15 protein-coding genes are annotated in these 21,550 nt (G+C 39.1%); 12 read left to right on the top strand and 3 right to left on the bottom strand.

What is annotated here, in order from left to right; all coding sequences use genetic code 11:
• Positions 1–190: 190 nt before the first annotated feature.
• Positions 191–1,372 (bottom strand): IS256 family transposase, encoded by a 1,182-nt coding sequence (locus B7E07_RS20165; RefSeq protein ID WP_080844263.1) that lies wholly within the window; start codon positions 1,370–1,372, stop codon positions 191–193.
• A gap of 464 nt (positions 1,373–1,836) precedes the next feature.
• On the opposite strand from B7E07_RS20165, the gene B7E07_RS20160 reads away from it, so the two are divergent.
• Positions 1,837–3,090 (top strand): exo-beta-N-acetylmuramidase NamZ family protein, encoded by a 1,254-nt coding sequence (locus B7E07_RS20160; RefSeq protein ID WP_080848599.1) that lies wholly within the window; start codon positions 1,837–1,839, stop codon positions 3,088–3,090.
• A 459-nt stretch (positions 3,091–3,549) separates the two neighbouring features.
• Here B7E07_RS20160 and B7E07_RS20155 read toward each other — a convergent pair whose 3' ends face one another.
• Both B7E07_RS20155 and B7E07_RS20150 read right to left on the bottom strand, forming a co-directional pair.
• Complete coding sequence (locus B7E07_RS20155; RefSeq protein ID WP_080844263.1) at positions 3,550–4,731, bottom strand: IS256 family transposase; 1,182 nt, start codon at positions 4,729–4,731, stop codon at positions 3,550–3,552.
• A gap of 722 nt (positions 4,732–5,453) precedes the next feature.
• Entirely contained in the window at positions 5,454–6,221 is a 768-nt protein-coding gene (locus B7E07_RS20150; RefSeq protein WP_080848598.1) for a MerR family transcriptional regulator, read from the bottom strand.
• 324 nt (positions 6,222–6,545) lie between these two features.
• Between B7E07_RS20150 and B7E07_RS20145 the strand changes: the two genes are divergently transcribed.
• The 11 genes from B7E07_RS20145 to B7E07_RS20095 all read left to right on the top strand — a co-directional run bounded on the left by B7E07_RS20145 (position 6,546) and on the right by B7E07_RS20095 (position 21,549).
• Positions 6,546–7,331 carry an ABC transporter ATP-binding protein gene (locus B7E07_RS20145; protein WP_080848597.1) on the top strand — a complete coding sequence of 262 codons (786 nt, stop codon included), beginning with the start codon at positions 6,546–6,548 and terminating at the stop codon, positions 7,329–7,331.
• Positions 7,331–8,983 (top strand): hypothetical protein, encoded by a 1,653-nt coding sequence (locus B7E07_RS20140; protein ID WP_080848596.1) that lies wholly within the window; start codon positions 7,331–7,333, stop codon positions 8,981–8,983. Before B7E07_RS20145 ends, B7E07_RS20140 begins: the two co-directional genes overlap by 1 nt.
• A 364-nt stretch (positions 8,984–9,347) precedes the next feature.
• Positions 9,348–10,460, top strand: a complete 1,113-nt coding sequence (locus B7E07_RS20135; protein ID WP_080848595.1) for a sugar ABC transporter substrate-binding protein — start codon at positions 9,348–9,350, stop codon at positions 10,458–10,460.
• Between the two features lie 125 nt (positions 10,461–10,585).
• The gene (locus tag B7E07_RS20130; RefSeq protein WP_080848594.1) at positions 10,586–12,106 is read left to right on the top strand and encodes a sugar ABC transporter ATP-binding protein; all 1,521 of its coding nucleotides are present in this window, start codon (positions 10,586–10,588) and stop codon (positions 12,104–12,106) included.
• 12 nt (positions 12,107–12,118) lie between these two features.
• Complete coding sequence (locus B7E07_RS20125; protein ID WP_080848593.1) at positions 12,119–13,291, top strand: sugar ABC transporter permease; 1,173 nt, start codon at positions 12,119–12,121, stop codon at positions 13,289–13,291.
• A gap of 195 nt (positions 13,292–13,486) precedes the next feature.
• The gene (locus tag B7E07_RS20120) at positions 13,487–14,464 is read left to right on the top strand and encodes a sugar ABC transporter substrate-binding protein (RefSeq protein ID WP_080848592.1); all 978 of its coding nucleotides are present in this window, start codon (positions 13,487–13,489) and stop codon (positions 14,462–14,464) included.
• Positions 14,461–15,894, top strand: coding sequence for a sensor histidine kinase (locus tag B7E07_RS20115; protein WP_080848591.1), 1,434 nt, complete (start codon positions 14,461–14,463; stop codon positions 15,892–15,894). The genes B7E07_RS20120 and B7E07_RS20115 overlap by 4 nt, the downstream gene beginning before the upstream one ends.
• A gap of 5 nt (positions 15,895–15,899) precedes the next feature.
• A complete protein-coding gene (locus B7E07_RS20110; RefSeq protein ID WP_080848590.1) occupies positions 15,900–17,423 on the top strand; it encodes a response regulator in 1,524 nt (507 codons plus the stop codon).
• A 39-nt stretch (positions 17,424–17,462) separates the two neighbouring features.
• Complete coding sequence (gene xylF / locus B7E07_RS20105; RefSeq protein WP_080849307.1) at positions 17,463–18,494, top strand: D-xylose ABC transporter substrate-binding protein; 1,032 nt, start codon at positions 17,463–17,465, stop codon at positions 18,492–18,494.
• Positions 18,495–19,279: 785 nt separating this feature from the next.
• Complete coding sequence (locus B7E07_RS20100) at positions 19,280–20,350, top strand: ATP-binding protein (RefSeq protein WP_080848589.1); 1,071 nt, start codon at positions 19,280–19,282, stop codon at positions 20,348–20,350.
• A gap of 530 nt (positions 20,351–20,880) precedes the next feature.
• Positions 20,881–21,549 (top strand): Na-translocating system protein MpsC family protein, encoded by a 669-nt coding sequence (locus B7E07_RS20095; protein ID WP_080848588.1) that lies wholly within the window; start codon positions 20,881–20,883, stop codon positions 21,547–21,549.
• Position 21,550 lies beyond the last annotated feature (1 nt).

Here is a 21,550-nt window from a genome sequence, read left to right as displayed (position 1 = left end):
AAAGAGCGTAAATAAGAGCCCGCCAGCTGTGAAAAAAGAAGGTGGGGGGGCACAAAAGTCGGTAGAAAGAGCCCGCCAGCTGTGAAAAAAAGTCAAGTCCTTATTATTGTGTAAATTCCTTTTCACAATGTTACCACCTATTAATAGCTGTTAGTTGATTTTGCTTAGGAGAAGGGGGTACCCCCTTCTCCTAAGCAAAATTTCGCTCCGCGGTAAGGTATACTTTCTTATTTAATTCTAAATTTTCATTCTCCATTAACAATGCACCAATTAATCGAAATGCAGACTGATTATTAGGAAAGATACGGATCACACTCACTCGTTTTCTAATTTCTTGGTTGAGCCTTTCCAATGAGTTATTGCTTAAAATGTGTATTTGATACTTTTCTGGTTCATTTAGAAATTGGATCGTGTCTTCGTAACCTTCTTCGAGAATTTCGATTGCCTTTCTTACTTTCTTATTTTCTGCATATAGTTCAATAAATTTGTCCCTATATTTTCTTGACTCTTCAACTGATACTACTTGGTATATTCTTCTCAGATCAGAAATGATTTGTCGTGATCCTGTTTTTGGAAGTGCGTTAACAATATTTCGTTTGAAATGAACAGTGCACCTTTGCCATGCCGTACCTATAAATACTCTTTCTATTGCTTTCTTTAATCCAGCATGTGCATCTGAAATCACTAATTTTGGTGATTGTAACCCTCGAGATTTTAAATCTTGAAAGAACTCTTGCCATGCTTGAAAGCTCTCGACGTGATCTATTTTAAAGCCAAGTACTTTACGCTTTTTGTCCTCACCCATACCAGTAATCAAATAAGCTGCTTTTGAAATGACCTTGTTATTCTCTCGAACTTTTATATAGGTGGCATCAGCGTAGAGATACGGATAATATTCGACATTAAGTGGGCGATTAGCCCAGGCTTTTACTACAGGATCCAGTTTCTCTGTTAGGGAGGAAACAAAAGATTTTGATACACTCTGGCCACATAATTGTTTTACGATATTCTTTACTTTTCTAGTGGAAACTCCATTGATGACCATTTCTAACATAGATAATATAAGTGTCTGATCAACACGCGAAAATTTCTCAAAGATAGAAGGCGAAAATTCACCTCCTCTTGTTCGGGGAACTTTTATTCTTAACTTTCCGATACTCATGATGAGTTCACGTTCATAATATCCATTTCGATAATCACGACGGTCTAAAGAACGTTCATAGGCAGCTGCATTTAAATAGTCATCTCGTTCTTTTTCCATGTATTCGTTCAAGACTAATACTAAGGTAGATTTCACAATAAGCTCAAGATTAGAATTCATAATCGATTCTTTTAAAACGTCCATATCTAGGTTAAACTGTAACTGAGTCATTTTTATCCCTCTTTCCAATGTTTTCTTGGTCGTTAACATTGTGGACAAATAGGAATAAAATGACTCTTTCTTTTTACACAATTATATGGACTTAATCTGAAAAAAGAAGTCGGCGGGCACAAAAGTCGGTAGAAAGAGCCCGCCAGCGATGAAAAGAGAAGCCGAGGGGCACAAAGAAGGTGAATAAGTGCCCGTCAGCCATGAAAAAAGAAGCCGAGGGGCACAAAGAAGGTGAATAAGTGCCCGTCAGCCATAAAAAAAGAAGCCGGCGGGCACAAAGAAGGTGAATAAGNGCTATTTTCGGGGAAATCAATCCAAGCGGTCAATTGCCTGTAACGATTCCTGATCGTGATGGAAATACATTATATGAATTTGGCTATGGCTTAAATTATTAAAGTTTTTAGGAACAGCGGGTTCGTAAGGGGTCTGCTGTTTCTGGGAATCAATTGAGGGGAGATGCTTGAATGAAGAAATGGATCATTTTCTTAATAACCATTACATTAGTGCTTTCCGGTTTAGCAGGCGTTTCAGCGAAGAATGACAAGAAAAAGAAGGGGAAAAGCTTTCAATTAGGCGTTGAGGTTTTATTAGATAAGGAAAAGGATTTAATTAAAGGCAAAAAAGTCGGCTTAATTACGAATCCAACAGGTGTTGATCAATCATTAAACAGCATTGTTGATGTATTGCACGAGGATCCAGAAACAGATCTTGTTGCATTATATGGACCTGAGCATGGAGTAAGAGGAAGTGCACAGGCAGGAGAATATGTTGAATATTATATTGATGAAAAAACCGGGTTGCCTGTTTACAGTTTATATGGCGCGACAAGAAAACCTACACCTGAAATGCTTGAAGGAATAGATGTGCTTCTATTTGACATACAGGATGTGGGGACACGCTTTTACACGTATATATACACAATGGCTTATGCGATGGAAGCAGCAAAGGAAAAGGGTATTCCTTTTGTTGTACTGGATCGCCCAAATCCGCTGGGAGGCTTAAAGGTAGAGGGACCCGTTCTTGATATGAAATATTCTTCCTTTATCGGCAATTATGCTATTCCGCTTCGCCATGGGATGACAGTTGGGGAGCTGGCAAAGCTTTTTAACGAAGAATTTGAAATTGGTGCAGATTTGCATGTGGTCGAAATGAAAGGCTGGAAGCGGAGCATGTATTATTCGGACACACCACTGGAATTTGTGATGCCGTCTCCGAATATGCCAACACTAGATACAGCTTTAGCTTATCCTGGCGGTGCTTTAATTGAGGGAACCAATATATCTGAAGGGCGCGGCACTACGAAACCTTTCGAACTAATTGGCGCTCCTTTTATCAATGGAGATGAGCTTGCTAAAAGCTTAAATGGAAAGAAGCTGCCTGGCGTGACATTCCGAGCAGCCTCGTTCACACCAACATTCTCTAAGCATGCAGGAACCCTTTCCCATGGAGTCCAAATCCATATTACCGACAGCGATGACTTTAAACCAGTTGAAGCAGGCTTGCATATTGTTAAAACAATTCATGACTTATATCCGGATCAATTTGAATTCAGAGCCGAAAACAGCAGCGGGATCTCATTCTTCGACCAGCTGATGGGGAATGGCTGGATTCGGGAGGACATTGAATCAGGGAAAACAGTGGATGAAATGAAAAACAAATGGGAAGATGAATTACGATCATTCTTGAAAGTTAGAAAGCAGTTTTTACTATATAAATAGGCTTCCTTAGACAAATAGATTTCATTTCAACAAAAACCCGAACTATGGTTAAAAGAGTTCGGGTTTTTGCTTTTTAAGGAGGAAAGGATAACGTGCTGCTGGTTTAGCTGTTTTAAGAGCGAGAGGAAGTGCCGGCAAACTGTGAAGAAAGAAGGTGGGGGGCATAAAGAGGTGTTGAACGTGCCCGTCAGCTATGAAAAAAGAAGCTTGCAGGCACAAAGGTCGGTAGAAAGAGCCCGTCAGCTGTGAAAAAAGAAGCCGAGGGGCACAAAGAGCGTAAATAAGAGCCCGCCAGCTGTGAAAAAAGAAGGTGGGGGGGCACAAAAGTCGGTAGAAAGAGCCCGCCAGCTGTGAAAAAAAGTCAAGTCCTTATTATTGTGTAAATTCCTTTTCACAATGTTACCACCTATTAATAGCTGTTAGTTGATTTTGCTTAGGAGAAGGGGGTACCCCCTTCTCCTAAGCAAAATTTCGCTCCGCGGTAAGGTATACTTTCTTATTTAATTCTAAATTTTCATTCTCCATTAACAATGCACCAATTAATCGAAATGCAGACTGATTATTAGGAAAGATACGGATCACACTCACTCGTTTTCTAATTTCTTGGTTGAGCCTTTCCAATGAGTTATTGCTTAAAATGTGTATTTGATACTTTTCTGGTTCATTTAGAAATTGGATCGTGTCTTCGTAACCTTCTTCGAGAATTTCGATTGCCTTTCTTACTTTCTTATTTTCTGCATATAGTTCAATAAATTTGTCCCTATATTTTCTTGACTCTTCAACTGATACTACTTGGTATATTCTTCTCAGATCAGAAATGATTTGTCGTGATCCTGTTTTTGGAAGTGCGTTAACAATATTTCGTTTGAAATGAACAGTGCACCTTTGCCATGCCGTACCTATAAATACTCTTTCTATTGCTTTCTTTAATCCAGCATGTGCATCTGAAATCACTAATTTTGGTGATTGTAACCCTCGAGATTTTAAATCTTGAAAGAACTCTTGCCATGCTTGAAAGCTCTCGACGTGATCTATTTTAAAGCCAAGTACTTTACGCTTTTTGTCCTCACCCATACCAGTAATCAAATAAGCTGCTTTTGAAATGACCTTGTTATTCTCTCGAACTTTTATATAGGTGGCATCAGCGTAGAGATACGGATAATATTCGACATTAAGTGGGCGATTAGCCCAGGCTTTTACTACAGGATCCAGTTTCTCTGTTAGGGAGGAAACAAAAGATTTTGATACACTCTGGCCACATAATTGTTTTACGATATTCTTTACTTTTCTAGTGGAAACTCCATTGATGACCATTTCTAACATAGATAATATAAGTGTCTGATCAACACGCGAAAATTTCTCAAAGATAGAAGGCGAAAATTCACCTCCTCTTGTTCGGGGAACTTTTATTCTTAACTTTCCGATACTCATGATGAGTTCACGTTCATAATATCCATTTCGATAATCACGACGGTCTAAAGAACGTTCATAGGCAGCTGCATTTAAATAGTCATCTCGTTCTTTTTCCATGTATTCGTTCAAGACTAATACTAAGGTAGATTTCACAATAAGCTCAAGATTAGAATTCATAATCGATTCTTTTAAAACGTCCATATCTAGGTTAAACTGTAACTGAGTCATTTTTATCCCTCTTTCCAATGTTTTCTTGGTCGTTAACATTGTGGACAAATAGGAATAAAATGACTCTTTCTTTTTACACAATTATATGGACTTAATCTGAAAAAAGAAGTCGGCGGGCACAAAAGTCGGTAGAAAGAGCCCGCCAGCGATGAAAAGAGAAGCCGAGGGGCACAAAGAAGGTGAATAAGTGCCCGTCAGCCATGAAAAAAGAAGCCGAGGGGCACAAAGAAGGTGAATAAGTGCCCGTCAGCCATAAAAAAAGAAGCCGGCGGGCACAAAGAAGGTGAATAAGTGCCCGTCAGCCATAAAAAAAGAAGCCGGCGGGCACAAAGAAGGTGAATAAGTGCCCGTCAACGATAAAAAAAGAAGCCGGCGGGTACAAAGAAGGTGAATAAGTGCCCGTCAACGATAAAAAGAGAAGCCGAGGGGCACAAAGAAGGTGAATAAGTGCCCGTCAGCCATAAAAAAAGAAACCGGCGGGCACAAAGAAGGTGAATAAGTGCCCGTCAACGATAAAAAAAGAAGCCGGCGGGCACAAAGGTCGGTAGAAAGTGCCCGTCAGCGATGAAAAAAGAAGCCGAGGGGCACAAAGAAGGTAAATAAGTGCCCGCCAGCGATAAAAAAAGAAGCCGACGGGCATAAAGAGCGATTGAAAGTGCTTCGCATCTATGAAAAGAGGCGGGTAGTAAAACTAAAGCAAGTGCCCGCCATCGAAAAAAGAATTATTCTACCTCTGCTTGTTTCATATGATATTCCATCGCTAAATTAAGCCACTCTTGTTCTTCTTCAGTAAAAGGATTATGCGTCATTTCTTCCAGTTCTTTGATATCAATTTCTTCTATATTGGCATTAGCGAGTTTTTCTAACAGATCGTCTCCGAGAAATTCAAAAGAGGATTTAATGTAGGCACTGATCATATTTTGGACTTTTGGGTCATCAATAGGCTGACCATATAGCTCCTTTACTTCCTTGGATAATTGAATATACGTTTGATCTAGTTTGGCTTTATCATCCTCTGTTTTCAGCGATAAGCTTTCTTTAATATCTGTCAGCATATGACGTTCCATCCAATCTGCCTGTATTTGTTCTGTTTGCACGCTATGGATTAGGGTGAATAGTATTGTGCTATCTATTTCTTCCTCCGCCTGCAGTACCTTGATGACCCTTTGTATAGCTGTTATGGATTGATGAATGCGTTCTTTCTCTTTTTCTAATGCATCCAAGTGAAGTGTTAATGTTTCATTTAAATCTACAGTAAAGCGGCTTTCTTTTAATAAGTTTGTTATTTTATCAAGACTATATCCAAGGAATTTAAGGCTAATAATTTTCTGCAATGTCAGTAAATCATCATGATTGTAAATACGGTGGCCAGAACTGGGGTGCTTTTCAGGTACTAAAAGGCCAATTTCATCGTAATAATGTAAAGTCCGAATTGAGATCCCTGTTTTTTCAGAGAATTGCCCAATAGAAAACGAATTGCCTTTATCCATGATCATCCCTCTTTCTTAAAAGTATGTGTTCATTATAAAACCTCTAGGAACTAGAGGTTCAAGTTATAAATTCAAATTATAGGAAATTTTTAATCTTTTCATAAAGGCTGTAGTTTTTTTTTAGGAGAGCTTGAGAATCCACCGGAAGGCAGCGGTGCAGAGTTCAGCACCTTTCCCGGCAGAAAGCGAGTCCCATGGAGCAGGAATCATCACCCCATTATCCTTAAAAAGCAAATTTTGCACAAACAAATCTAAATTTTAGAAACTGTTTTAACTTTCATTCGTATGTTATAGTAACTGGAAAATGGATGGGAGGAATATGGAATGGAGCAGCAGGAGGTATTAAGTATTTCTAATTTGACGAAAAGCTTTGGGAGCAAGCAGATTCTGAAAGGAATTGACTTGCGAGTCTCAAGAGGAGAAATTATTGGCTATATCGGACCAAATGGTGCCGGAAAAAGTACGACAGTTAAAATGATATTAGGCATTGAAGGAGAATACGAAGGAGACATTAAACTGTTTGGTGAGGATATTCAAAAAAGCGGCATTGAATACAAAAGAAGAATCGGCTACGTTCCTGAAGTAGCAGATATTTATGATAACTTAACAGGTTATGAGTATTTAAGTTTTATTGGGCAGATGTACGGGATGGAGTTGGAAGTGGCTGCAGAAAAGGCAAAATCTTTAATGGAGCTATTTGGAATTGGAGAAGTTTATCACTCCAGAATATCTTCTTATTCAAAAGGAATGAGACAAAAACTATTAATCATTGCGAGTGTGATACATAACCCTGATTTATTATTTTTAGATGAACCGATTAATGGTTTGGATGCGAATAGTGTAATGATTTTTAAAGAGATTCTTGCTCAGCTTGCTGCAGAAGGAAAAACGATCTTTTACTCATCACATATTATGGATGTCGTGGAGAAAATCAGCAGCCGCATCATCCTGCTGAATGATGGAAGAATCGCAGCAGATGGAACGTTTGAACAGCTTCAGGAAGGCAATATGGGCGGCTCGCTTGAAGGGATTTTTAATCAATTAACAGGCTTTAATAATCATAAGGAAATTGGCGAACGATTTGTTTCCGTTGTTCAAGAGGTGCAGTAATGGACGATTTTAAAACCTTGCAGCTGCTTGATAAAATTCAAATTTTGTTTACGAAAATCGGTGTTGATTATACTGCTATGAGAAAAATCCTCCAAATCAAACTGACCATGGATGAGCGCAGAGTACCGACTTTTTTTAATCAAGAGGCCAACAAAAAAGGGCAAGAGGACAAAAAATATGGATACATGAAATCACTATGGATTTATGTTCTTATTGGTCTTGTTCTAATTCCTTTTATGGGTTTTGGAGACAGTTATCTGTTTCAGCTCAGTATTGCTTATGCCATTATTATTTTTATGATTATGACATCGATGATTGCTGATTTTTCCAATGTCTTACTTGATGTTAGAGATCGAAGCATTTTATTAACAAAGCCGATTTCTGCAAAAACAGTGAATGCGGCTAAGTTTATGCATATCTTCATTTATTTATCCTATTTGACGATTGCCCTAACAGCCATTCCGCTTGTGGTGAGCTTATTTAGACAAGGAATAATCTTTTTCCTTATAACCCTTATAGAATTGATCCTTATTAATATATTTATTGTTGTCATCACAGCAATCTTATATATTGCCATTTTGAAGTTTTTTGACGGAGAAAAGCTGAAGGATATGATCAACTATGTGCAAATTGGCTTATCATTAGTGCTGATGGTGGGGTATCAATTTCTTGCCAGGTCTTTTGAATTTGTCGATTTAAATATGGTGGCTGATTATCATTGGTGGAGCATTTTCCTTATTCCCATGTGGTTTGCGGCACCATACGAATTATTGCTGAATGGAAATACTTCCATTATGACGATTATTTTTAGCATCTTAGCCATTGTAGTGCCGATCCTATCGATCTGGATTTATATGAAGCTTATTCCGACGTTTGAACGAAATCTGCAAAAGCTCTTAAGCTCAAGCAAATCGAAAAAAGAAAGAAAAAATCATCTCAAAGAACTGCTGTTAAAGGTTATTTGCAGAACCAACGATGAAAGAGCCTTTTATCGCTTTACTACCTTAATGATGAAGCAGGAGCGGGAGTTTAAGCTGAAGGTCTATCCATCACTAGGTTTTTCATTGGTGATTCCTTTTATCTTCATATTTAATGTTGCATCTGGCGGGGAAGCTGATTTCACAGAAAGTGTCAGCTATTTGAATGTTTATTTCAGTATGCTGATTATCCCAACGACAGTGCTCATGCTAGGCTATTCAAGTAAGTATAAGGCTTCCTGGGTGTATAAAATTTTTCCGATTGAGGATTATACTAATTTACGTAAAAGCAGTTTAAAAGCCTTTTTAATTTCGCTTTATATTCCGCTATATATTGTTTTAGGCATCATCTTTTGTTTCATTTACGGAACAAGAATTATTCCCGACTTAGCAGCTGTTCTCGTGGCAAGCTTTCTATATACAGTGATTTGCTATGTTAGTTTTGGGAGCAGGATTCCTTTTTCGAAGCCTCTTGAAGAAGTGGGCAATTCACAAGGGTGGAAAGCATTTATATTGTTCATTCCTGTTGGACTATTAGCAGGCGGGCATTATATAGCCATTCAGCAGCTGAGCTACGGTTCGTATCTATACTTAGGTATCTTATTAATTGCTAACTTTATAGTGTGGAAAGCGGTATTTAGGAAACAGAGGAAAAATTTAAGAGTTTCTGCCTAGGTTGATTTCCGCTTCAGGCAGCTCGCTTTCCGCGGGGCGGGCGGTGAGTCTCCTCGGCGCATGCGCCTGTGGGGTCTCACCTTCCCACTCGTCCCACAGGAGTCTCGCCGCCTTCCGCTTCAATCAACCAACATAACATAGCGTGATCCTGCTTCATTAATAAGTAATAAATATTAAATATGTAATTTTTCATCCAAAACTCTCTTTCTATCCTGCATAACCATCCTCAACCCTATAAACCTCAAATAATAAAAAAATCCAGTTAATGCTAAAAGATTGCTATTGATAACGCTTACAAACTAAACCCCTGCCAAAATATAATGAAAAGTGTAAACAGACAAACAATTTTGAAAGGGGTTTCAGAATGAGAAAACGATTAAAGAGAATGTCCTTATTGTTTATTTTTACACTTTTTGCAGCAATGCTTGCGGCATGCAGCAGCGGTGCTGGCGGCAGCGGCAGCGGAGTAGATGTGGGGATTGTCCTGCCTACAAAGGATGAACCAAGATGGGTTCAGGATGAAGAACGCTTCAAAGCTGCTTTAGATGATTCTGACTACACAACTGAAATACTATTCAGCCAAGGCTCTTCAGCAAAAGAAAAGGAAAATGTGGAAACATTGATCAGCAAAGGCATTGATGTTCTCATTATCTGTCCTCAGGACGGTGATGCAGCGGCATCAGCTGTAGAAGCTGCTAAGAAAGAAGGCATTACGGTTATTGCGTATGACCGTCTCATTACAAATACAGACGCAGTTGATTATTATGTAACGTTTGACAGTGTTGCTGTTGGTGCGGCACAAGGCCAATATTTAATCGATCAAGCATCAGGCACAGATGTACCGCTTTACTTGTATGCAGGAGCAGCAACAGATAATAATGCATTCTTATTCTTTGAAGGGGCATGGAGCACTCTTCAGCCAAAAATCGCTGACGGAACTTTTAAAATTGCCAATTCAAGTGAAGCAGAAGCGCTAAAAGACAAGGCAGAGCTTACACGTGACGAAATGAGTAAAATTCTTGGCCAGGTAACAACAAACTGGGATCCAAATGAAGCAAAAAATAAAGCGCAAACGAACCTAACAGCTGTTGGAGCTGATATGAAGGGTGATATTTCAATCCTTGCACCTAATGATGGAACAGCTCGTTCAATTGCAGATGTGTTTGCTTCTGATGGTGATATTTCTTCTTACACAGTCACAGGGCAGGATGCAGAAAAAGCTTCCATTCAATATGTCATTGATGGAAAACAATCTATGACAGTTTTCAAAGATGTTCGTACACTTGTGACAGATGCAATGGGAATGGCGATTTCAATTTTAGATGGAGACACACCTGAAACAACAGGTTCTTATGATAATGGCGCGGTAGAAGTGAAAGCAAAACAAACAAATGTCATTGTAGTTAATCAGGAAAATGTTAAGAAGGAATTAATTGATTCTGAGTATTACGAGGCAAGCGAATTTACAGGACTGTAAGATTGCTGGTGGCAGGTAGTGATAGAGCAATCTATCACTATTCGCCATTGTTAAGGCTATAGCTGGTGGAGAATGTGAACGGGTGAAGTGATGTACACATCCGCTTAGGTGATAGGAGTGAAAGTATGGCTCAAAATATTCTAGAAATGAACTCAATTTCAAAAAGCTTTACCGGTGTCAAAGCTTTAAGCAATGTTAGCTTTAAAGTAGAAAAAGGAGAAATTCATTGTTTAATAGGTGAAAATGGTGCCGGGAAATCGACATTAATGAAGGTGCTCAGCGGTGTGTATCCTTATGGAACATATGAAGGCGATATCGTTTTTGAAGGAAAAGTACAGCAGTTTCATAAAATAAGCGATAGCGTAAAAGAGGGAATCGCCATTATTTATCAGGAGCTGGCCTTATTCCCGGATTTAACAGTCTATGAAAATATTTTTGCCGGTAATGAAGTCAAAAATGGCGGTGTCATTGATTGGAATCAGACCATTGTTGAAGCGAAAAAAATGCTGCAAAAAGTGAATTTACAGGTGAATCCAGAAACGCTTGTGAAGGATTTAGGTGTTGGGAAGCAGCAGCTTGTAGAAATCGCCAAGGCACTAACGAAAGATGTAAAGCTGCTGATTTTAGATGAACCAACAGCCGCTCTCAATGAGGATGACAGTGAAAATCTTCTAAATCTCTTATCGGAGTTAAAGGACCAGGGAATTACAAGCATTATGATTTCTCATAAACTCAAAGAAGTTATCTCAATTGCAGATAAAGCCACGGTGCTGAGAGATGGAGAGACCGTCTGCACGCTTGATGCGATGAAGGGTGAAATATCAGAGAGCGTCATTATTAAAAATATGGTTGGACGCGAGATCGATGATATTTATCCAAAGAGACCAAAACACACTTCAGAAGAGAAAATTCTGGAGCTGCATAATTGGTCTGCTTATGATCCGCAATTAGGCAGAAATGTCGTTAAAAACGTCAATCTTCATGTTAAGCGGGGAGAGATTATCGGTATTGCGGGCTTGATGGGGTCCGGGCGCACAGAACTGGCGCTTAGCGTTTTTGGAAATGCCAAGTCGTATAAGCTTCAAGGGGACCTGATGGTCAATGGAGAGTTAAAAGAATATAAGCATACAAGTGATGCAATTCAAGCTGGATTAGCATATGTGACAGAGGACCGAAAGGGAGATGGACTTTTCCTGCTTCAGGATATTAAAAATAATATTTCTGCTGCTAATCTTCATCATATTGCTTCTGGCGGAGTGATAAATGATAACGAGGAAATCAAAGTGGCTGAGAGCTATAAAAAGTCACTATATATAAAAGCTTCTTCTATTGAACAGAATGTAGGCAAGTTAAGCGGCGGCAATCAGCAAAAGGTGTCACTTGCAAAGTGGCTGTTTGTAGGGCCGAAGCTGCTGATCTTAGATGAACCAACAAGAGGAATTGATGTTGGAGCTAAGTTTGAGATTTATTCGGTTATGAATGAGCTGATTGAAAACGGATTAAGTATTATCATGATTTCCTCTGAACTGGGAGAGGTTCTGGGGATGAGTGATCGGGTGTATGTAATGGCACAGGGTGAGATCAAAGGTGAGCTTTCAATAGCAGAGGCCGATCAAGAGAAAATCATGGAACTCGCAACGCAATAGGAGGTTAAACAGATGAACTTATTTAACGAAGCAAAAACGCTCGTTAGTGAAAATATTCGTGATTATGGCATGTATATAGCACTATTCGTTATTATTTTAACGTTTTCGATTATGACGGACGGCCTTTTCATGTCTTCCCGCAACATTAGCAATCTATTAGATTCCGCCGGCTACATTGCCGTACTTGCTGTTGGTATGACACTAGTAATTGTGATCCGGCATATTGATCTATCTGTTGGTTATGCAGCTGGATTTCTCGGTGCCATTGCCGCGATTTTATTAACACAGGCTGGTGTGTCCGTGTTTTTGACCATTCCAATCATTCTAATTCTTGGCGTTATGGTCGGTCTGTTAAATGGGGTGCTTGTTGCAAAAATTGGAATTCCTTCCTTTGTGGCAACATTGGCCGGCATGCTCATTTTCCGGGGAGCATTATTGCAGGTAACAGAAAAAACAGGAACCATTATTATTCAGGATGATACCTTTAATGCGATTGGAAACGGCTATATTCCATCTCTGCTGCAGGTCAGCGGACTGCATTTGCTTTCCATTTTAGTCGGAATTGCCGGTATCCTATTCTATATTTATAGTGAGTTCACCAATAGAAAAAATAAAATCAAGTATGAGTTTGAGGTTGTTTCAAAAGGTATTTTTACCTTAAAGCTAGTCTTTGTTTCGGCAATTATAGCCTATATTACATGGATCTTAGCAGGGTATAATGGCTTTTCGTGGACAGTGATTGTTATGCTGCTTGTTGTAATTGTATATCATTTTTTAACAACAAAGACGGTGCTTGGCCGGCATATTTATGCGGTGGGCAGCAATCCGGAAGCGGCGCATCTTAGCGGAATGAATGTTAAAAAGATTACCTATATTGTGTTCGGATCCATGGGAATGCTGGCAGCTCTTTCGGGTATTTTGTTTACGGCACGGCTGCAGTCTGCGACAACAACGGCAGGAACTTTATTTGAACTGGATGCGATTGCTGCTGCATACGTAGGCGGGGTTTCTTCTGCTGGGGGTGTTGGAAAGGTAACAGGTGCCATTATTGGTGCCATCGTTATGGCCTCGCTCACAAATGGAATGAACTTGCTTGGGGTAGGTATTTCGTATCAGTACATGATTCGCGGCGGAGTGCTGGCTGGTGCAGTCATTTTTGATGTTATGACAAGGAAAAAAAGATAGGGATGTTAGGGGACTATTAAATTAAGTCCCCTTTATAGCATTTCAATTCCATATTAAAACAGCAAGGCCCCAAACTATATAACCCTCGAATTTTGCACCTGTACAACATATTTTATCCAAAATTACTAATATCCAAGCTTTTCATGGTCATGATAAAATGATCTTAGATTCGCATAGGGGAAGGGGTCATTTCGATTGCGGAAAAAAGCCGCTCTAATTTTACTGAGCAGTGTGCTGATTACACTCTGTTATTTAACAATAGATTCTGCAAAGAAAATACTTCGCTCTGATTCGCAGAAAATCAGCTCGATAAAAGGGGAGGAACAGCAAAGACTCGTACTAATTACACAAGATTTAGATACACCCTTTTGGGATGGAGTTGCCTACGGTGCAGCACAGCAGGCAGAAAAGGAACAGGTGAGCCTTGAAGTTTGGGGCAGTTATAATAATAATGAACAAGATTTTTTAAAGAAGATAGACATCGCGATTCAATCGAAGGTAGATGGTTTAATTCTCCAAGGATTGGATACAGACGAGTTTAAAGAAATGACAAAAGTAAAAGCTTCCTTTCATGGCATACCAGTCATAACTGTAGCAAATGATGTCCCAATGACGGAAAGTTTACGCAAAACGTATGTAGGCTCAGATCAATTGAAGGCTGGAGAAATGCTGGCAGCAAATGTAATACAAGATATGGGGATATCAGGAAATGTAGTGCTGCTGTATGATAGCCATTCTGAATTTTATCAGGAAGAAAGACTCCGCGGTATTCAAAAGGTTCTCAGCCAATATCAGGATATTAAGGTTGTGCTAACGGAAACAGCACATACACGTGAACCGGTTATTGCTGCTACACAGGATGTATTGAATCATTACCCAGAAGCAAAAGCATTTATTGCGGTGAATGGAAATATGGCAGGGCCGATGATTCAAGAAATCAGTAAGCGTTTTCAGATAAAGCCAATGTTTCTGTATACCTTTGATGATGGACCAGAATTGCAGCCGTTGCTTGAAGAAGAGAAACTGGATGGCATAGTGAAGCAAGATCCAGAAATGATGGGGAAAATAGGGGTCCAAAGGCTGCTTGAGTGGTTAGATGGAGAAACCGTTCCGCTAAATATTAATGGGTATTACACCGATATTCACATCGTGAAAGCAGGAAAAGAGCAATGAGCAGCATTCAGCGCAACATATTAATGTTAACAACAATCGTTTTGGTTTTTATGTCGACAATTTGGATAGCGCTTACATACTACAATTACAAAACGCATAATCAATATAATGATATCCTGCAGCGATATTTAATCATGAACGAGATGACGAATGCCACACAGCGAGTGATCACCGATTTGAACAACTATGTGCTTGATCCGACAGATCTCAAGCTTACACAGGTGAACAACAGCATCTCACATATAGAGGAAACGAAAAATAAAGTATCAACATTGCAAAATGAGGAAAATCAATTTACATTAACTAATTACATTCATATGATTGATAGTTTTACAGAGACAACTGACAGAGTGCTTTTATTTTTCGGAGAAAGAGACAATGAGGCATATACAAAGGAATTTTCAGAGGCGACAAGGATTTCTACTTATATCTCAGAAATGACGCTAACTTTACTAGATCAAGAGCTTAAGACATATGATCGCTTTTACCGCGGCATTATTGCACAATCAGAGGAAGTGCTGAAGCTGGGGCTTTGGATATTGCTGCTCATTACACTTCTGCTGCTTATGGCGACCTATTGGTTTTCATTAAGTATTACAAAACCTGTCTTGCAGCTGACGAAAGCAGCAAACGAGCTGTCTAAAGGGAGGTTCGATTTACCTGTTGAGATAAAAACAAAAGGGGAAATTGCTTTTTTAGCAAAAACCTTTGATCGAATGCGTATTAACATCAATGGGCTTATATCTGAAATGAAACATAAAGCACAGCTTGAACGAGAATTGCAGCAAAGTAAAATTCTCCTGCAGGAAAGTCAATTTAAAGGTCTGCAGAGTCAAATAAATCCACATTTTTTATTCAATACGCTAAATACGCTTTCGAAAAAAGCATATCTTGAAGGTTCAGAGGAAACAAGTAATCTTCTCGTAAGTGTTGCGGGTATTCTCCGCTACAATTTAAAGCAGCTGGACCGATCTGTTTCATTGCATGAAGAAGTACTTGTACTGCAGCAGTATATGGATATTCAAAAGGCTCGTTTTACAGACCGGCTTCAGCTCCACATGGACATTGACCCCGCGTGCCTGAACGTGCCCATTCCGGCTTTAACATTGCAGCCGATTATTGAGAATGCGGTGATTCATGCTGTTGAGCCAAATATTGAAGGGGGAGTCATCCATTTTCGCATTAAAGGAGAACACGGTTTTGTCGTCGTTGAGATTGAGGATAACGGAAGTGGAATGCCTCGTGATAAAATCCAGCAAATTCTTAAAGAGCAGCCAATCCAAACAGAAGGACATTCAACTGGCATTGGATTTCCCAATGTTGTGAAAAGGCTTCGTCTGTTTTATGGCTATGAAGATGTAATAGAGATCATAAGCGAAAACGGGAGCGGAACAAAAGTGATCGTGAAAATAAATAAGCAAGGAGCCTGAGCGAAATGATGAAACTCCTGTTAGTGGATGATGAGCAAATTGAAAGAGAAGGCATGCAGGCGATCTTAGAGAATAGTTTTTCTAATCTTCTAATTGATCAGGCAAGAAATGGGCAGGAAGCAGCAGAAATGGCCAGAACTTTTCAGCCTGATCTTATCTTAATGGATATTAAAATGCCAGGAATAAATGGACTCGAAGCTGTTGAGATCATTAAAGATGAATTTCCTTATATTCAGTTTATCATGGTGACGGCATATGACACTATTGAATATTTACATCAGGCGATTAAGCTTGGGGTGAAGGATTATTTACTGAAACCAAGCCGAGCGAGTGATATTGTTTCTGTTGTAGGTAAAGTATTACAAAAGATTGAAGAAGAACAGCATAACCAGGAAAAACGAAAGCTTCAGCAGCAAAAAACACTTGCCCTTGCGGAGAAGGATATCTTCACACAGCTTTTATTTGATCATGTTCACGATGTCCATGTAGATTTGCTTGTCGAAATGCTTGATATTCCTCATACAATGGATATGTATGTGATGCTCGTATTGGTGCCGGCTGGAGAAGAGCAAATTTATTCTGTGATAAAGGATAAAATAAGAAGCAAAAATACAGGATGGATCGGTGCTATACATGGAAATCAGCTTCCTATCATTGTATGCTGTGATTCTGAAAAAACATATCGATCACAGGCGACGAGCCTTGCGCGTGAGCTATTGTCCATATCGAAAGCAAAAACAGATGGGTGGTTTATCGGGATTGGCAGTGTGTGTAAGAGCCTTGAAGAAATACGACAGTCATATCAGCATGCTTTAATCGCAACGATGGATACATCTCTTCCTGTCAAATACCGATTCTATGAAGATGTCCCTAAGATCGGAAATAAAAGTGATGGCAAGCCGCGGATTCATCAGCGCAAAGAATTTTCAGATCAAATCAGACTTGGCCAGTGGGAACACATCAAACGGTATGTAAGTGAGATGATTGCTTATTACGAAAAGAAAGGGACACCCATTCACTACACACAGCAGCGAGTACTTGAAGTTCTTTGGGTAGCTGCACGCGTGATGAGTGAGCTTGGCATGGATGTTGAAACCCCTGTTTATTCTTATGAAATGAAAAATGCCGCTGAGCTTAAGAGAGTAACTGTACATATGCTCGATGGAATGAAGCAATTATACATGATCCACAATGACCATCTTGAGGCGGACACATTCCACAAACTGAAACAATATATTTTTGAGCATTCTCACAAAGATATTTCACTGGAATCTTTAGGGCAAATGGTCGAACTCAGCCCCATTTATATTAGTAAAATGTTTAAGGAAAAGCTAGGTGTAAATTATATTGATTACTTAACACAATGCCGTATGGAGAAGGCAAAGTCTTTATTAGGAGATTCAAAGAAAAGTATAAAAGAAATCACCTTCGAAACTGGTTATCATGATCCCAACTATTTTAGCAAGGTATTTAAAAAAATGTGCGGCATTACACCGATGGAATATCGCAAAGCGGTGCTCCGAAAATAAGAAGGAGGGAGAAGAACATTGCGATATATATTTCTTCTTATGCTGCTGGTTTCTGCAGGGTTTCTAACGGCCTGTGAATCAACTGAAACAATGGAATTGCAACACCCAGCTACTAAAATTCCTGCTCCTGCCTCCGATGACGTCATTGAAATCGGCTTTTCTATGGATACATTGGAAGAAGAACGATGGTATAAGGATCGGGATCTTTTTAAACAGGCGGCAGAGAGTTTAGGAGCAAAAGTTAAAGTTATGGCTGCAAACGGCAATGACGCACTTCAGGTTTTACAGGCAGAAACGCTTATTGATCAAGGCGTTGATTTGCTCGTCGTAGTACCCCATAATGCAGAAGCAACGGCTGCTATTGTTCATAAAGCCCATTTGGCTGGCATTAAAGTAATCTCCTATGATCGTCTGATCCGCAATGCTGATATTGATTATTATGTATCCTTTGATAACGAGCAAGTAGGCGAACTGCAAGCAGAAGCCATCAGATCGCTTGTTCCCAAAGGCAAATATGTTTATATTGGTGGAGCCGAAACAGATAATAATGCCCATCTATTTAAACAAGGAGTGTTCAATGTACTGCAGCCTTCCATTGATCGTGGTGATATAACGATTGTTTATGATGCATGGTCAAAAAACTGGGATCCAGAAAATGCCTACAAACATATGAAGCAAGCTTTGGAAGCCAACTCTGCTGAGATTGATGCTGTGATCGCTGCCAATGACGCTACAGCAGGCGGAGCGATAAAAGCGCTTGAGGAAGCGGGACTTGCAGGTGAAATTCCAGTTGCAGGGCAGGATGCAGATCTAGCAGCGGTACAGCGAATTGCTGATGGTACGCAAACAATGACGGTTTATAAACCAATTAGTATACTTGCCGAAGAAGTGGCGGAGCTGGCGGTGAAGCTTGCAGCAGGCGAGGATATGGGAACAGTAAACACAGTAAACAATGGGAAAGCACATGTCCCTTTTTTGCTGCTGCCTCCAATTTCAGTTGATGCAAAGAATTTGGAAGAAACAATTATTCGTGATGGCTTTCATACTAGAGAAGAAGTGTATGAAAGATAATTATATTTGTGGATTCATATGGATCGATTTTTATATAGGCTCTTTTCTTAGTGACTGTTGTTTTAATAAACACTTTTTAAAGGGTCATTTAGTATTATGTCTGTTTGATTGAAACGAAAGAGTGCGAGACTCCTGCGGGACGAGTGGGGAGCTGAGACCCCGCAGGAGCGTAGCGAAGAGGAGGCTCAGCACCCGCCCCGCCGGAAAGCGAGTACTCTGAAGTGGAAATCTTTGTACATTAATGTAAAAGCAACAAAGTTTGCGAAAAAAGCTTTTATATAAAACTGAAAAATAAGAAAACAAATTGAAAGAATGGAGAAATAAGTATAAAATGAAGAATGAGGTAGGAGTTTAAAGCTTTACCTTATTAATAATACTTAAATTTTTATATGAAATAGGGAATGATCCTCCAGAGATACTGCTGGGTTTTAAGCCAAAATAAGTGTAGATTAACTACGCTTATTTTGGCTTTTTGTTTTTTTATTTAATGTTATACCTTCCTATAAGGATTTATTTACATACACAATGATTACTTTCATTCCCCACATCTTTAGGTCCCATGCTTCGCGAATTACTCAGATCGAGAGGGGAATAGGCAATAACCATTTGTCTCTTTATGATCTTGCGTATGCTATGTTCACATCTACTGCTTTCAATGAGCGTTATGCTTTATTTAGGGGCAGAGAAATAAGACTGAGCGTCAGTGTTAGGTGATGCCAATGAATTTGGCATTCAGACATGAAGGAAGGTATAGAGTTTAACAATATGAAAAAGGAGGTATTCTAATGGCCATCTGCGAAAAAGAATGGGAAAATATCCATCTAGAGAACTATATTTATAGGATGAATGATTTCTCTATCCTATCAAATACAGCGGATTCTTTTTTGATTCTTAAAAAGAATGGGCAATTGGCCTTTATAAGTGAAGCATGTCAGCGTTTCTTAGATTATTCTTCTGGAGAAATCAAAGATATGGTGATCAATGATATTTTTCCAGCGTCATCTTTGAACGAGCAAAATCACTATTTTAAAGAACAAAATCGAGATACACTTAGTCATTTTGATACACATATTAAAACGAAATCAGGCGATTATATTCATGTTCATCTGACCGCATTTCCAATCGTTTTACATAAAGCAACAATAGGCAGCTATGCTGTTATAAAAAAAATGACACATCATAATGACCAAGTATTCATGTCTGAAAAACAGGCTGTTGCGGGTCAGCTGGCGGCAGGTATAGCACATGAAATCCGAAATCCGATGACAGCTATAAAAGGTTTCCTGCAATTAATGATGAAAGACTATAAAGGGAAAAAAGCGAGCTATTTTGAGATCATAAAATCAGAAATCGAAAGAATTGAATTAATCCTAAGAGAACTTATGGTCTTAGCGAAACCTAATAAGGTTTCCTATAAAAAAGTGAAGCTGGATTCTCTGCTCGAGCAGATTCTTACATTGATGAGATCCCAGGCACTGCTGAATGATATAGAGATTGAAGATACATATTGCTTTAAGGATGCTTCTATATATGGAGATGAAAATCAGTTAAAGCAAGTTTTTATTAACTATATTAAAAATGCGATTGAGGCAATGCCAGACGGCGGGAAAATCACCATTGAAGGAGAATTTCTTTCAGAAAACCAAGTGATCATCCGCATTGTTGACGAAGGACCAGGAATTCCTTCAGAAATATTAGAACGAATTAGCGAGCCATTTTTTACAACGAAGGAGCAAGGGACGGGGCTGGGAATGCCGGTCAGCTATCAGATTATTAAAGAGCATAAGGGAGATATGCTCGTTAGCAGCAGTTCATCAGGAACCTGTATTGAGGTGGTCTTACCACGCGAGTCTTAAAGATTGCAGTTCATCCTTTATAGTGTTAGAATAATAAAGTCTAATGTCTTGCTGTCATTAGGTTTGGAGAAACGCAATCTATGAGAAAATACATAACTATTCATATTTCTGTATGGTAAATGGAAGAAACTATAATTTAGTCGTCTTATCCGTGGCCTAACTTCTTAATTGGGAAGTTAGGCCTTTTTTGTATTATAAATGTTGGGCAGGCATTTTAGTTAAAGCAAATAAATCCCTCTGCTTCATCATTTTTTATAGAATAGAGACTTTTATGGTTTCTAAAGATAGATAGTTGGGAAAAAAGCCATATATACATGTGACTGGGAAGATTGTCCAGTGCGAGAAAATGATAATAGCCAAATGTGGTGCCTTTCTTACACTACCTATAATTAACCCATATTGAAAAAGAATAGGATCTGCAAGGGATCGGATGAAATGCAGCAAAGCATAGAAGGAAAGAAAACTGCTGGTTTGGCCCGCTACCACATCCGTAGAAAGGAGAGGTTACTATTAAGGCTACTCAAGATCATATGCTGCATCTGAGCAGTACACTTAGCAAGCTGCTGAAAAGGAGATTCGGCAAAGGTCCTGAAACTTGCTATGTGAATGGAGATGAAAAAAAGCTTTATATTTTCATGCGAAACTTTATTACCCCAGCTGAAGAAGTTTTGCTGGATAATAAACAATGGGAAATTGCGATTCATTTTCGTACGGCAATTATAGAAGCTGTAATTAAAGAGTTTTCTTTTGAAATCACTCAAACATTAGGTCATCCATATTCTAACTTTTACCATGACTGGAATTATGAGAAAAACACAGGAATGATTCTGCTGGGGAACGGACAAGCTAATGTTGAAGAAAGATTGCCATTAGGAACGAAAAGCGCTATTTTCTCTATGATTGATAAAATTGGATCGCGTTTACATAAGAGGCCGGAACATTTAAGTATTTTAAAATATGCACCTAGTATCTGCATAATTGAAGCGGAAGGAATACTGGCTCCGCTTGAAAACTTCGTCTATCAAACGGGGAATATGAACCTTCTTTATCGGTATTCGGAGAGCATTAAAAAGGGATATCTTGAGCAAAAACAGACATTAGAGGATTTTTTTAACCGTATAATAGAAGATATTTTTATCATGTGGGATTATCAAAATGATAAAAGCTACCTTGTATTTACTTTTCGTAAGGAGTTGTAAG

The sequence above is a fragment of the Cytobacillus gottheilii genome (assembly GCF_900166665.1).
Lineage (GTDB): Bacteria > Bacillota > Bacilli > Bacillales > Cytobacillaceae > Cytobacillus > Cytobacillus gottheilii_A.
Note: the sequence above shows the minus strand (reverse complement) of the source record. Positions and strands in the feature narration are given on the sequence as shown.

Bases quoted from the DNA above. Each gene is read 5' to 3' on its own strand.
- B7E07_RS20165 (WP_080844263.1), bottom strand. From the start codon at position 1,372: ATGACTCAGTTACAGTTTAACCTAGATATGGACGTTTTAAAAGAATCG.
- B7E07_RS20160 (WP_080848599.1), top strand. From the start codon at position 1,837: ATGAAGAAATGGATCATTTTCTTAATAACCATTACATTAGTGCTTTCC.
- B7E07_RS20155 (WP_080844263.1), bottom strand. From the start codon at position 4,731: ATGACTCAGTTACAGTTTAACCTAGATATGGACGTTTTAAAAGAATCG.
- B7E07_RS20150 (WP_080848598.1), bottom strand. From the start codon at position 6,221: ATGGATAAAGGCAATTCGTTTTCTATTGGGCAATTCTCTGAAAAAACA.
- B7E07_RS20145 (WP_080848597.1), top strand. From the start codon at position 6,546: ATGGAGCAGCAGGAGGTATTAAGTATTTCTAATTTGACGAAAAGCTTT.
- B7E07_RS20140 (WP_080848596.1), top strand. From the start codon at position 7,331: ATGGACGATTTTAAAACCTTGCAGCTGCTTGATAAAATTCAAATTTTG.
- B7E07_RS20135 (WP_080848595.1), top strand. From the start codon at position 9,348: ATGAGAAAACGATTAAAGAGAATGTCCTTATTGTTTATTTTTACACTT.
- B7E07_RS20130 (WP_080848594.1), top strand. From the start codon at position 10,586: ATGGCTCAAAATATTCTAGAAATGAACTCAATTTCAAAAAGCTTTACC.
- B7E07_RS20125 (WP_080848593.1), top strand. From the start codon at position 12,119: ATGAACTTATTTAACGAAGCAAAAACGCTCGTTAGTGAAAATATTCGT.
- B7E07_RS20115 (WP_080848591.1), top strand. From the start codon at position 14,461: ATGAGCAGCATTCAGCGCAACATATTAATGTTAACAACAATCGTTTTG.
- B7E07_RS20110 (WP_080848590.1), top strand. From the start codon at position 15,900: ATGATGAAACTCCTGTTAGTGGATGATGAGCAAATTGAAAGAGAAGGC.
- xylF (WP_080849307.1), top strand. From the start codon at position 17,463: ATGCTGCTGGTTTCTGCAGGGTTTCTAACGGCCTGTGAATCAACTGAA.
- B7E07_RS20100 (WP_080848589.1), top strand. From the start codon at position 19,280: ATGGCCATCTGCGAAAAAGAATGGGAAAATATCCATCTAGAGAACTAT.
- B7E07_RS20095 (WP_080848588.1), top strand. From the start codon at position 20,881: ATGCTGCATCTGAGCAGTACACTTAGCAAGCTGCTGAAAAGGAGATTC.